Origin of the sequence: Nonomuraea sp. NPDC005692, assembly GCF_040631115.1 — a bacterium.
Lineage (GTDB): Bacteria > Actinomycetota > Actinomycetes > Streptosporangiales > Streptosporangiaceae > Nonomuraea.
In genome coordinates, this window is the sequence record NZ_JBEXYU010000038.1 from 50,625 (window position 1) to 62,881 (window position 12,257).

Annotated in this window: 13 protein-coding genes; 9 read left to right on the plus strand and 4 right to left on the minus strand. The window is 72.0% G+C overall.

What is annotated here, in order from left to right; genetic code table 11:
• The first annotated feature begins 70 nt into the window (after positions 1 to 70).
• On the plus strand, positions 71 to 325 hold the full coding sequence (locus tag ABZ459_RS45210) for a WhiB family transcriptional regulator (RefSeq protein ID WP_113705541.1): 255 nt from the start codon (positions 71 to 73) through the stop codon (positions 323 to 325).
• Positions 326 to 510: 185 nt separating this feature from the next.
• Here the strand turns inward: ABZ459_RS45210 and ABZ459_RS45215 are convergent, their stop codons facing one another.
• A complete protein-coding gene (locus ABZ459_RS45215) occupies positions 511 to 1,980 on the minus strand; it encodes a histidine kinase N-terminal domain-containing protein (protein WP_357985039.1) in 1,470 nt (489 codons plus the stop codon).
• Between the two features lie 474 nt (positions 1,981 to 2,454).
• Here ABZ459_RS45215 and ABZ459_RS45220 point away from each other — a divergent pair, with 474 nt between their 5' ends.
• Positions 2,455 to 3,174: a GntR family transcriptional regulator gene (locus ABZ459_RS45220; RefSeq protein WP_357985042.1), complete on the plus strand. Its 720-nt coding sequence runs from the start codon at positions 2,455 to 2,457 to the stop codon at positions 3,172 to 3,174.
• Between the two features lie 35 nt (positions 3,175 to 3,209).
• Complete coding sequence (gene bioD / locus ABZ459_RS45225; protein WP_357985045.1) at positions 3,210 to 3,917, plus strand: dethiobiotin synthase; 708 nt, start codon at positions 3,210 to 3,212, stop codon at positions 3,915 to 3,917.
• Here bioD and ABZ459_RS45230 read toward each other — a convergent pair.
• Positions 3,914 to 4,489: a hypothetical protein gene (locus ABZ459_RS45230; RefSeq protein ID WP_357985048.1), complete on the minus strand. Its 576-nt coding sequence runs from the start codon at positions 4,487 to 4,489 to the stop codon at positions 3,914 to 3,916. The two genes, bioD and ABZ459_RS45230, sit on opposite strands and share 4 nt — an antisense overlap.
• Positions 4,490 to 4,624: 135 nt before the next feature.
• On the opposite strand from ABZ459_RS45230, the gene ABZ459_RS45235 reads away from it, so the two are divergent.
• The 5 genes from ABZ459_RS45235 to ABZ459_RS45255 are packed head-to-tail and all read left to right on the plus strand — an operon-like array spanning position 4,625 to position 9,712.
• Positions 4,625 to 5,785 carry a histidine kinase gene (locus tag ABZ459_RS45235; protein ID WP_357985052.1) on the plus strand — a complete coding sequence of 387 codons (1,161 nt, stop codon included), beginning with the start codon at positions 4,625 to 4,627 and terminating at the stop codon, positions 5,783 to 5,785.
• Positions 5,776 to 6,429 carry a response regulator transcription factor gene (locus ABZ459_RS45240; protein WP_357985055.1) on the plus strand — a complete coding sequence of 218 codons (654 nt, stop codon included), beginning with the start codon at positions 5,776 to 5,778 and terminating at the stop codon, positions 6,427 to 6,429. Before ABZ459_RS45235 ends, ABZ459_RS45240 begins: the two co-directional genes overlap by 10 nt.
• Positions 6,426 to 7,199, plus strand: coding sequence for a DUF4097 family beta strand repeat-containing protein (locus tag ABZ459_RS45245; RefSeq protein WP_357985058.1), 774 nt, complete (start codon positions 6,426 to 6,428; stop codon positions 7,197 to 7,199). Before ABZ459_RS45240 ends, ABZ459_RS45245 begins: the two co-directional genes overlap by 4 nt.
• A gap of 50 nt (positions 7,200 to 7,249) precedes the next feature.
• A complete protein-coding gene (locus ABZ459_RS45250; RefSeq protein ID WP_357985061.1) occupies positions 7,250 to 8,026 on the plus strand; it encodes an SAM-dependent methyltransferase in 777 nt (258 codons plus the stop codon).
• A gap of 39 nt (positions 8,027 to 8,065) precedes the next feature.
• Complete coding sequence (locus ABZ459_RS45255) at positions 8,066 to 9,712, plus strand: acetolactate synthase (protein WP_357985064.1); 1,647 nt, start codon at positions 8,066 to 8,068, stop codon at positions 9,710 to 9,712.
• 4 nt (positions 9,713 to 9,716) lie between these two features.
• Here ABZ459_RS45255 and ABZ459_RS45260 read toward each other — a convergent pair whose 3' ends face one another.
• Entirely contained in the window at positions 9,717 to 11,414 is a 1,698-nt protein-coding gene (locus ABZ459_RS45260) for a protein kinase (RefSeq protein WP_357985067.1), read from the minus strand.
• Between the two features lie 239 nt (positions 11,415 to 11,653).
• On the opposite strand from ABZ459_RS45260, the gene ABZ459_RS45265 reads away from it, so the two are divergent.
• Positions 11,654 to 12,037: a hotdog domain-containing protein gene (locus ABZ459_RS45265; protein ID WP_357985070.1), complete on the plus strand. Its 384-nt coding sequence runs from the start codon at positions 11,654 to 11,656 to the stop codon at positions 12,035 to 12,037.
• Here the strand turns inward: ABZ459_RS45265 and ABZ459_RS45270 are convergent.
• The gene (locus ABZ459_RS45270) at positions 12,027 to 12,239 is read right to left on the minus strand and encodes a biotin/lipoyl-binding carrier protein (RefSeq protein WP_357985073.1); all 213 of its coding nucleotides are present in this window, start codon (positions 12,237 to 12,239) and stop codon (positions 12,027 to 12,029) included. The two genes, ABZ459_RS45265 and ABZ459_RS45270, sit on opposite strands and share 11 nt — an antisense overlap.
• Between the last annotated feature and the right edge of the window lie 18 nt (positions 12,240 to 12,257).

Genomic DNA, 12,257 nt, shown 5'->3' on the forward strand with positions numbered 1-12,257 from the left:
AGTGAAACTCTTCACAAAGTAGTAGCCGCACGGAGCCGACCAAAGGTTCCATCTACTAAGGAGTGGACGCATGGACTGGCGCCACCGAGCTGCCTGCCGTGACGTGGACCCCGAGCTGTTCTTCCCGATCGGCAACACCGGCCCTGCCCTGATGCAGATCGAAGAGGCCAAGCAGGTCTGCCGGTCCTGCCCGGCCGTCGACGCCTGCCTGAAGTGGGCGCTGGAGTCCGGACAGGACGCCGGCGTCTGGGGCGGCCTGAGCGAGGACGAGCGCCGCGCCCTCAAGCGCCGCACCGCCCGCGCCCGTGCCCGCGCCTCCGCCTGATCTGCCCAGCCTGATCTGCCCCACCTGATCCACACCTCCGATCGACCCTGCCTTCCCCGCAGGAGCCGCCCAGCTTGGCGTGATCGACGTTTCCGCCAAGACCCCGTCGCGTCGCGTACGCGGCGGCCAGGCTCGTACGGACCGGGCGCCGCCCCTGAAGGGCGGTCGCCCGGCCCCACGGAGCCTCACGCGGACGGCAACGGGATCGACAACCCCACGTGCGTGCCGCCGCCCTCCCGCGGCTCGATCGTGAGCTTGCCCGACAGCTCCCCCTCCACCAGCGTGCGGACGATCTGCAGCCCGAGACTGGTGGACTTGTCGAGGTCGAAGTCCGCCGGAAGGCCGCGCCCGTCGTCCCAGACGGTGACGTTGAGCCGGTCGGGGGCGGGCTCGACCAGCACCTCCATCCGCTTGGGACGCCCGTGCTGCAACGCGTTCTGCAGCAGCTCGGTCAGCGCCATGGCCAGCGGCGTGGCGATGAGCGAGGGCAGCACGCCGAACGCGCCCACCCGGCGGGGCGTGACCGCCGCCTCGGCCGCCGACACCTCGCCCGCCATCGCGATCACCCGGTCGGCGATCTCGTCGAAGTCGACGAACTCCTCCGGCGCGTGCGACAGCGTCTCGTGCACGATGGCGATCGAGCCGACCCGGCGCACGGCCTCCTCCAGCGCCTCGCGGCCCTCGGGCACCTGCAGGCGCCGCGCCTGGAGCCGCAGCAGGGCGGCGACCGTCTGGAGGTTGTTCTTCACGCGGTGGTGGATCTCGCGGATCGTGGCGTCCTTGGTCATCAGCTCGCGCTCGCGCCGCCGCAGCTCGGTGACGTCCCTTATGAGGACGAGCGCGCCGATGCGACCGCCGCCGACGATCAGCGGGATGGCTCTGAGCTGCACGATCGTGCCGCCCGACTCAACCTCGGTCTCCTTGGCCGCGCGCCCGCTGGCCACGATCATCAGGTCTTCGTTGATCGGCTCGTCGGAGTAGCACAGCGTCGCCGTCACCCGGCCCAGCTCGGCGCCGACCAGGTCGGCGTGCAGGCCCAGCCGCCGGTAGGCCGACAACGCGTTGGGCGAGGCGTAGGTGACCCGCCCGGCCCGGTCGAGCCGCAGCAGGCCGTCGCCGACGCGGGGCGAGCGGACCAGGATCGGCTCCTCCCCCGAGAACGGGAAGCGCCCCTCGGCCACCATCTGCGCCAGGTCGGACGCGCTCTGGAGGTAGGTCAGCTCCAGCCGGGACGGGGTGCGGGCCGAGGACAGGTTCGTGGAGCGCTGGATCACCCCGAGGAAGCGGCCCTCGCCGTTGTCGACCGCCCGGCGCACCGGGATCGTCTCCTCGCGCACCGGGACCCCCGTGGACCAGTCGGGGTCGCCCTCGCGGCAGATGCGGCGCTCGTTCCAGGCGGTGTCGATGAGATGGCGCTCGCCCTTGGCGGCCACGCTGCCGACGATGTCGTCGTGGTAGACGGTGGGGCCGGTGGTGGGGCGCATCTGGGCGATGGCGATCCAGCCGTTCTCACCGAGCAGCGGCGCCCACAGGATGAGGTCGGCGAAGGACAGGTCGGCCAGCAGCTGCCAGTCGGAGACCAGCGAGTGCAGCCAGTCGAGGTCCGCCTCGTCGAGTGCGGTGTGGCGGGCGACGAGGTCGCTGAGAGTCGGCACGAGTGCATCATGCGTGCTTTCGCCGCCAAGAGCCAAACCGACCCCCTGATCGAATGCCCAGCTCCTGGCCGGGGAAGGACTCCGCACGGCGGGACACGGGCGCGGCACGGGTGCGGCACCGTGCACCCGGCGTGACTTTCGGGGAATCTCATACTGTGAGAACCGTCACACGGCGGGATCGCTCGATCCCCACGACGGGGCTTCGCGGGCATTGCCGGAGGTGATCGACACGGGCGGGTGGCTCCTCGACGACGCGGGCCTGACACCGGCCTCGGTTGCGATCGCGCACGCTGCTGTGGATATCCTTCACAATCAGTCTGAGCTGCCCGGATTCGCGCGTACTTGGCGGTGTGCGCGCTCCGTGCGGATATGCCGTCCTCCCAGGTGGTTGACCGCTCGGGCCGATATGAGTTCCGATGATCTCGCGGTGATCAGACACGCCCTCACCGCCGTGCCAGAAGTGAAGGTGAGAGCGTGACCGACGACGGCCCCCGCGTTCCCAAGTACTACGACGTGAAACGCAGTCTTCTGGAGCTCACCAAGAGCCTGTCCGCGGGCACCGCCCTTCCTCCCGAGCGCACGCTGGCCGTGCGGTTCGAGACCTCGCGCACCACCGTCCGCCAGGCGCTGACCGAGCTGGTCGTGGAGGGCAGGCTGCTGCGTATCCAGGGCAAGGGCACGTTCGTGGCCCAGCCGAAGGTGGCGCAGGTGCTCCAGCTCACCTCCTACATCGGCGACCTGCGCACGGCGGGCCTGGAGCCGGACACGAAGATCCTGGAGATCGGCTACATCACCGCGGACGAGGCCCTGGCGCGGCGGCTGGCCATCAACCCCGGCGGCCGGGTGCTGCGCATCCACCGGCTCCGTCTGGCCAACGGCGAGCCGGTCTCGATCGACACCACCCACCTGTCCGCGCGGCGCTTCCCCCGCCTGCGGCGGGAGCTGGAGGTGCACGCCTCCCTGTACGAGACGCTGCACAACGCCTACAACGTACGGCTCACGGACGCCGAGGAGATCATCGAGACCGTGCTCGCCACCCCGTACGACGCCAAGGCCCTGGGCGTGGACGTCGGCCTGCCGATGTTGCTGCTGACCCGCCACGCCTTCGACGCCGACGGCCACCCGGTGGAGTGGGCGCAGTCCCTCTACCGCGGCGACCGGTACAAGTTCGTCACGCGCCTGCGGCGTCCCTGACCGGGATGGCGGACGGCGGCTTCTAGGCTGGGACGATGAGCGTTCTCGTCGTGTCCGGCACCGACTTCGGCGTGGGCAAGACCGTCGTGACGGCAGCGGTGGCCGCCCTGGCCAGGGAGCGGGGGTCGTCCGTCGCCGTGGTGAAGCCGGCGCAGACCGGCGGCGGGCGCGACCTCGACGAGGTGATCCGGCTCTCCGGCGTGAGCACCACGTTCGAGCTGGCGCGTTTCGGCGAGCCGCGCTCGCCGGCCGCCGCGGCGCGGGTGGCCGGGGTGCCGCCGGTCTCGCTGACGGCCGCCGCCCGGTTCGTCGAGGAGCTGGCCGAGAGCAACCGGCTGGTCGTCGTGGAGGGCACCGGCGGCCTGCTGGTGCGGTTCGACGAGGACGGCGCGACGATCGCCGACCTGGCCCGGCTGGTGGGCGCGCAGGTGCTGGTGGTGGCGGGGGCCGGGGCCGGCACGCTCAACCACACGGCGCTGACCCTGGAGGCGCTGGCGCACCGGGGGCTCGACCTGGCGGGCGTGGTGATCGGGCGCTGGCCGGAGGAGGCCGGGATCGACGAGCGGAGCAACGTCGCCGACCTGGAGATGCTGGCCGCGCGGCCGCTGGCGGGAGTACTGCCCGAAGGGGTCGGACGACTCGGCCGCGAGGCGTTCGCCCGGTCGGCGCGCGAGGGGCTGGGCGCCACGCTGGGCGGTTCCTTCGACCCGTCCGCCTTCAAGCGGCGGGTGGGGGTGCTCTAGCAACCGGCCTCGGGCAGGCGGCAGACCTTGACGGTCATCTGGCGCGCCTGGTCGATCAGCCCGCGGAAGCCCTTGAGCGGCAGGCTTCTGGTGGGCCAGGCCGACTCGCCGGCGATGTAGAGGGCCGCGCCGCGCCTGACCGCGACCGCGTGCTCGCCGCTCTCGAAGAACCGGCCACCGGCGCGCAGGCCGTCGTCGCCCACGTCCAGGGGCTTGGTGAAGTAGCGGTGGCGGTTGACGCCCTTGCCCGCGTCGGCGCAGCGCCTGAGGTCCGCGCGCAGGATGCGCATGGCGGCCTTGGCGTGCCGGACGCTCCGGTAGACGACGAGCTGCTCGTACTTCATCTCGTCCTCGCTGGAGTAGAGGACGGCCCGCGCCTCCAGCCGGCCGCCGTCCCGCCGCCGGTAGGACAGGCACGGGTCGAGCTGGAGCGGCAGCGCGACGGAGTTCTTGACGGTGTAGGTCTCCCACTGCTTGGCGCGCGGGTGCTTCTCCAGGAATAACATGCCGGGCGGTAACCCGCCCAGGACCGTGGACGCGGCCGCCAGCGCGGCGACCCCTGCTGCGAACATGCGAACCTCCCCTTGCTCTGTTTTGGAGTGAGATGTTCTGTGTGCGGCAATTGTTCGAGGGTGGGGTTAGCTCTACCGTCCACCGGCACACCAGGCCCATTTCGTGGAGGTCTGGTGGGTCAATACCTTTGACGCATGAAAGTCCCCCGTCCCTGGTCGGCGCGTGCCTGGCTCGACACGTCGCACGTGATGATCGGGCTGCCGGTCGCCATGGTGCTCGGCGGGCTGACGCTGGTGCTGGCCGTGGCCCCGCCGGTGCTGCGGCGCGGCGTCCCGGTGTTCACCCGGGTGCAGCGGTCCAGGTTCGCGGCCTTCCTCGACGTACGCATCCCGCCGCCGGTGGCGCCGGCCGGCTGGCGCAGGGCGGCCACCTGGCGGCAGATCGCCTACCACCTGCTGTCGCCCTTCGTGGGCGCGGCGGCGGCCTTCCTCGTCGCGCTGGCGTGGGGCGGGGCCGTGGTGGGGCTGCTGTCGTTCGTGCCGCCGCGGGTGCAGGCGCCGCCGCTGGTGTTCCTCGTCGATCTGCGCGATCCGGTCATCGTGGGGATCTCCATGGCGACCGGTCTGGTGCTGCTGCTGCTCGCCCCGGTCCTGGCCAGGGGCATGGCGTCGCTCGACCTGTCGGTGGCGCGCACGCTGCTCGGGCCCAGCCGCAACGAGCTGGGGCAGCGCATCGAGACGCTGACCGAGAGCCGGGCCGGGGTGATCGACGCCGCCGACGCCGAGCGCCGCAGGATCGAGCGCGACCTGCACGACGGCGCCCAGCAGCGCCTGGTCTCGCTCGCCATGAACCTCGGCCTGGCCAGGGCCACCCTCACCGACCTGCCCGAGCCCGCCCGTGAGGCGATCGAACGGGCCCACGAGGAGGCCAAGCAGGCGCTCAAGGAGCTGCGCGACTTCGTCCGCGGCCTGCATCCGGCCGTGCTCAACGACCAGGGGCTCGACGCGGCGCTGTCCGGCGTCGCGGCCCGCGCCCCTCTCCCCGTACGCCTGCGCGTCGACATCGACCGGCGCGCCTCCCCGACCATCGAGGCGGTGGCCTTCTTCATCGTGTCCGAAGCACTGACCAACATCGCCAAACACTCCGCCGCGACCAGGGCCGAGGTGACGGTCCGGCGCGAGCGCGACCGCCTGCACGTACTCGTCCACGACGACGGCTGCGGCGGCGCCCGGCTCGACGGCGGCACCGGCCTGCGCGGCCTGGCCCAGCGCATCGACTCCGTGGACGGGACGCTGCGCCTGTCCAGCCCGTTCGGCGGGCCGACCACGATCGAGGTGGAGCTGCCGTGCGAGTAGTGCTGGCCGAGGACTCCGTCCTGCTGCGCGAGGGGCTGATCAGGCTGCTCGACGCGTCCGGCATGCGGGTGGTGGCGGCCGTGGACGAGGCCGAGGGCCTGCTGCGGGCCGTCGAGGAGCACCGGCCGGAGCTGGTGATCACCGACGTCCGGATGCCGCCCACGCACACCGACGAGGGGCTGCGCGCCGCTCTCGTGCTGCGCCGCCAGCATCCCGGCCTGGCCGTGCTGGTGCTCTCCCAGTACGTCGAGGAACGCTACGCCGCCCGCCTGCTGGCCACCGCGACCGGCGGCGTCGGCTACCTGCTCAAGGACCGGGTGGCCGACGTGGCCGAGTTCATCGACGCCCTGCGCAGGGTCGCCGGCGGCGGCACCGCCCTCGACCCCGAGGTCGTCGCCCAGCTCCTGCTGCGCGGCGACAGCGACCCGCTGGAACGGCTGACGCCGCGCGAGCACGAGGTGCTCAAGCTCATGGCCGAGGGCCGCTCGAACGCCGGCATCGGCCAGGCGCTCGTGCTCAGCGAGGGCGCCGTGGGCAAGCACATCGGCAACATCTTCACCAAGCTCGACCTGCCCCTCGCCGAGGGCGATCACCGCCGGGTGCTCGCCGTCCTGCAGTTCCTCAAGATCAGGAGCATGCCGTGAGGACCATCTGGCTGACGGCGGGGGCCCTGGCGACGGTGGCCGCCCTGCTGCTGTCCGTCCTGCTGGTCTGGAACGGGTTCGCCCGGGCCACCGCGCCGCAGGAGACGCGGGCCAGGTCTGTCCCGTTCACGCTGGACACGCTGAAGGTCACCACGGGCAGCGGCGAGGTGAACGTCGAGATCGTGCCGGGCCCCGCGGGAGAGCTGACGATCTACCGGTCCGTGGGGTGGACCTCGATCGACCGGCCGGTGATCACCGAGGACTGGAACGGCGACACCCTGCGGCTGGACATCCGGTGCGGGACCGCGCCCCGGCCGGACGGTCCCGTGTGCCAGGCGGACTACACGCTGCTGGTGCCCTTCGAGACCGGGGTCGATGCCCGGACGACCGTCGGCGACCTCGCGGTCAGCAACGTGGTCGGCGCCGTGCGGCTGACGACCGTGTCGGGGAACGTGCGGGCCGACGGGGTCACCGGCGAAATCTGGGCCAGGTCCGGTTCCGGGTCCGTCTCCGGCAACTCGATGCTCGGCGGCCAGGCCGACGTCGAGACCGGCTCGGGCGACGTACGGCTCGACTTCGCCAACCCGCCCCTCACGGTCAGGGCCGTCGCGCGGGCCACCGGCGACGTGGACCTGCGGCTGCCGCCGGAGACCTACGACGTGACGACCGAGGGCCGCCGCACCGAGGTGGAGGTCGACGCGGCGAAGGGCGCGCCCAGGAAGATCGAGGCACGGGCGCCGCTCGGGTCCGTCCGCGTCTGCTGCGGATAGTGGAGATCGTCTAGGTTTGTAACCCGGCGACATCACCCGAAGGAGCCTTCATGGCCGGGATCGACACCAGCGTCCCCCACTCCGCCCGCATCTGGAACTACTGGCTCGGCGGCAAGGACAACTACGAGGTCGACAGGATCGCGGGCGACGAGTTCCTGAAGATCTTCCCAGGCATGCGCGAGGGCGCCCGCGAGTCCAGGGCGTTCCTGAGGCGCACGATCGCGTACCTGACGGCCGAGGCCGGGATCCGGCAGTTCCTCGACATCGGCACCGGCCTGCCCACCGCCGACAACACCCACGAGATCGCCCAGGGCCTCGCGCCGGAGTCCAGGGTCGTCTACGTCGACAACGACCCGCTCGTGCTGGCCCACGCCCGCGCCCTGCTGGTCGGCACGCCCGAGGGCGCGACCGACTACATCGACGCCGACGTGCGCGACCCCGGCGTGATCCTCCGTGCGGCCGCCAAGACCCTCGACCTCGGCCGGCCGGTCGCCCTCAACCTGAGCGGCATCATGGGCCACATCACCGACGACGAGAGCGCCCTCGCGATCGTCGGCGAGCTCCTGGACGCCCTGCCCGCCGGCAGCTACCTGGCGCTCAACGACGGCACGAACGTGCACAGCCAGGCCAACAGGGACGCCCACGACCGGTACAACGACAGCGGCGCGCTGCCGTACGTGCAGCGCAGCCCCGAACAGATCGCGCGCTTCTTCGACGGCCTGGAGCTCGTCGAGCCCGGTCTGGTGTCGGTGTCGCGCTGGCGACCGGCGACCGTGGGCGTGCCCGACGAGGTGGAGGGCTACGGCGCGGTCGGACGCAAGCCTTAAGATCTGTTTACTCTTATCACTGGTTGGTAAGTTCCCGGCATGGAGTCTGCGAAGCACGCCGGTGACGTCGCCGTCGCCGTGTCCAAGGCCTACGGCGTCGAGACCATGTTCACGCTCTCGGGAGGCCACGTCTTCCCGCTGTACGACGGCGCGGTCCACGAGGGCATGCGCATCCTCGACGTGCGCCACGAACAGAGCGCGGTCTTCGCCGCCGAGGCGACGGCCCGGCTGACCAGGAAGCCCGGCCTGGCCGTGCTGACCGCCGGGCCCGGCATCACCAACGGCGTCAGCGGCATCGCGACCGCGCACTTCAACGGCTCACCGGTGGTCGTCATGGGCGGCCGCGCGCCACAGTCGCGCTGGGGCAGCGGCGCCCTGCAGGAGATGGACCACCCGCCGCTGCTCGGCCCGATCACCAAGCTGTCGTTCACCGCCTCCGGCGCCGACTCGATCGGCCAGGACGTCGAGTCGGCCTTCCGCACCGCCGTCGCGCCCCAGCGCGGCCCGGTCTTCCTCGACTTCTACATGGACCACCTGTTCGCCCCCTCGCCCGCCCACGAGGTGCACACGCAGTCGCCCTCGCCGCTGGAGCCCGACCCCGACGACCTGGCCGCCATCGCCCGGCTGCTGTCCGAGGCCGAGCGCCCGGTGCTGGTCTACGGCTCCGACGTGTGGATGGACCGGGCCGAGGAGGCCGCGCGCGACTTCGCCGAGAACTGGCGGCTGCCGGTCATCCCCAACGGCCAGGGCCGCGGCATCCTGCCCGCCGGGCACGAGCTGCTCGTCACCCGCGCCCGCGGTCTGGCCTTCTCCCAGGCCGACCTGGTCATCGTGATCGGCGCCCCGCTCGACTTCCGGCTCGGCTACGGCTGGTTCGGCGGCAAGGACGGCGCGCCGCTGGCCCGCGTCGTGCACATCGCCGACGCGCCCTCGCAGCTCGCCACCCACATGCAGCCCGCCGCCAAGGCCGCGGGCGACCTGTCGGTGGTGTTGTGGAGCCTCGGCGCGGCCTGCGGCGACGCGGGGGTCAAGCCCAGCTCGTACGCGCCCTGGTTGTCGACGCTGTCCGAGGCCGCCGCCGCGGCGATCGAGGACGACGCCCAGCTGCTGGCCGCCGACACCGACCCGATCCACCCCATGCGCATCTACGGCGAGCTGGGCAAGGTCCTGGCCGACGACGCCGTGGTGATCGGCGACGGCGGCGACTTCGTCTCCTACGCCGGCAAGTACGTCGAGCCCAGGCAGCCGGGCAACTGGCTCGACCCCGGCCCGTACGGGTGCCTCGGCACCGGGCTCGGCTACTCCATCGCCGCCCGCCTGGCCCGCCCGTCCGCGCAGGTCGTGCTCCTGCTCGGCGACGGCGCCGCCGGCTTCTCCCTGATGGACGTCGACACCCTCGTCCGCCACCGGCTGCCGGTCGTCATGATCTGCGGCAACAACGGCATGTGGGGCCTGGAGAAGCACCCCATGCAACTCCTGTACGGCTACGACGTGGCCGCCGACCTCCAGCCGCAGTGCCGCTACGACCAGGTCGTGACCGCCCTGGGCGGCGGCGGCGAGCTGGTCACCAAGCCGTCGGAGATCGGGCCGGCGCTGCGCAGGGCGTTCGACTCCGGCATCCCGTACATGGTGAACATCGCCACCGACCCGCAGGTCGCCTACCCCCGCAACACGACGGGGATCTGACCCCCTACGACTTCGGCGTGGCCGTGGGGGTCGGCGACGGCGTCGGCGTCGTGCAGATGCCGTCGATGACGTAGAGCGTGACCACCTTCGTCTCCGGGACCACCGTGCCGCCGGCCGGCACCGTCTTGGTGATCCTGCGGCAGGCGGGGTCGTCGGTGGTCACGGACGAGTCGCGGACGCGCACCAGCAGCCCCGCGGCCTCGACCATCTCCTGCCCCTTGAGGAAGGGCAGCCCGGCGACCTTGGGCACCGTGATGTTCTTGACCGTCGTCGTCGGCGTGCTCGACGGCGACTTGGTCGGTCCCTTCGTGGTGGTCGGGGTGGTGGTGGGCGTGGTCGTCGGTTCCGCCGTCTCCGTCGGCTCGTCGGTCTCGTCGCGCGTGGGCGGCCTGGTGGTGGGCGGCACGGCCGTCTTCGTCGGAGTCCTCGTCGGGGGCCTGGTCTTCGTGGGACCGTTCTTCGTCGGGCCGGGGATGTCGTCGCTGTTGCCATCGTTGGAGGCCGTGACGGTCGGCGTCGGCGCGCCGGGCACCATGCCCGTCAGCGCGACCGCACCCGCGCCCACGCCGAGCACCACCGCGACCGCGAGGCCGACGACCAGGCCGGTCCTGCGCGGCGCCTTGGCGGCGCGGCGGCCGCCCGGGCGGCGCTCACCGACGGCGGCGGTGGTCTCCTCCGACGAGGCCGGTAGGTGCGCCCCCGTCTGGAACGCGCCGGCCCCGGCCGGCGGCTGTCCTCCCGGGTAGGCGGGCGGCTGGCCCGGCTGGTGGGCGGCCGTCGGCTGGGAGTGGCCCGCCTGGTAGGCGCCGGTCTGGTACGACTCGGGCGGCGCGGCCATCGTGGCGCCCGTGGCCGGCGGCGCAATCTCGGCCACCGGCGTGATGGCCTGGCCCTGCCCGGCCGCGCGGGCCGCCTCGCTCATGGCCTTCGCCGTCGGGAACCGCCGGGCGGGGTCCTTCGACAGGGCCACCTCCACCAGCGTCCTGATCTGCGGCGGGATGTCGGCGGGCAGCGGCGGCGGAGCCTCGCGGATGTGCTTGAGCGCGATCGTGACCGCGCTGTCACCGTCGAACGGCCGCTGTCCCAGCAGGCATTCGTAGGCGACCACGCCGAGCGCGTAGATGTCCACGGCCGGCGTGACGGGCGCGCCCTCGGCCTGCTCGGGCGCGCAGTAGGCGGCCGTGCCCAGCACCATGCCGGCGTCGGTCAGCCGGTTGGCCAGGTCGGAACGGGCGATCCCGAAGTCGGTGAGCACCAGCGTGCCGTCGCGCTGCACGAGCAGGTTGCCCGGTTTCACGTCGCGGTGGACGATCCCCTGGTCGTGCACCGCCTGCAGGGCCGAGGCGGCCTGCGCGATGAGCTCCATGGCCGCCTGCGGCGGGATCCGGCCGAGCCGGGCCAGCAGCCGGTCGAGCGGCTCCCCGTCCACGAACTTCATCACGAGGTAGACGGTGTCGCCGCTCACCCCGTAGTCGTAGACGTCGACCACGCCGGAATGGTTGATCGTGGCCATCGCCCTGGCTTCCCCCTGGAACCTGGCGACGAACCCCCGATCATCCATGCGGCCTGGGAGCAGCACTTTGACGGCGACGGTGCGGGCGAGCACGATGTCCTCGCCTCGCCACACCTCGCCCATGCCGCCGGCGCCGATGCGGGTATCCAGTCGATACCGCCCCGCCAGCGTCGTGCCTTGGGCAACCATGACTCCCCCGCTACCCCCCTACATCGGTAACCTCGCCCACCCCGCGGTTCTCCAACAAAGCGAACTTTTGTCGCGGTGAGGTAACACAGTGGTCACGGAAACCCCGAGAGTGTACCTGTCCCAGGAGCCCCATATGCCACTCATATGCCGCAAGCCGTACAAACCCTATCCTGGAGCCTTATGGGCGGTGTTGTCCGCGTTTCCTGGAGATCAGAACAGCCCTCGGTAGGCTGACCCCCATGACGCTCTCACCTGGCCTCCGCTCGCAACTGCTCACCATGGTCGAGAGATCCGACACAGCCGAGCGGGCCGGCAGCGGCGACGTGCCCGTGCTGGCCACGCCCAGGCTGCTCGCGCTGGCCGAACGGGCCACCGTCGAGGCCGTGCGCCCGCACCTGGCCGTGGGCGAGACGTCCGTCGGCACCCGGGTCGAGCTCGAACACCTGGCCGCCAGCGCCGTCGGCGACCACGTCGAGCTCACCGCCGAGCTCACCGACGTGGACGGCCGGCGCCTGGTCTTCGCCTTCGAGGCCCGTGACCGGCAGGGCACGCTCGTGGGCCGGGGCACGGTCGAGCGGGTGGTCGTCGACCGCGCCAGGTTCCTGGCCCGCCTCAGTCGATGACGGCGATCAGGTCGCCCTCCTGGATCACGTCGCCCTCGGCCACCTTGAGCTGCGACACCACGCCCTCGTCCTCGGCGAGCACGGGGATCTCCATCTTCATCGACTCGAGGATGACCAGCGTGTCCCCCTCGGAGACCGCCTCGCCCTCCCGGACGACCACTTTCCACACGTTCGCCACCATCTCGGCGCGTACCTCGGCCACCGGTGCTCTCCTCTTCCG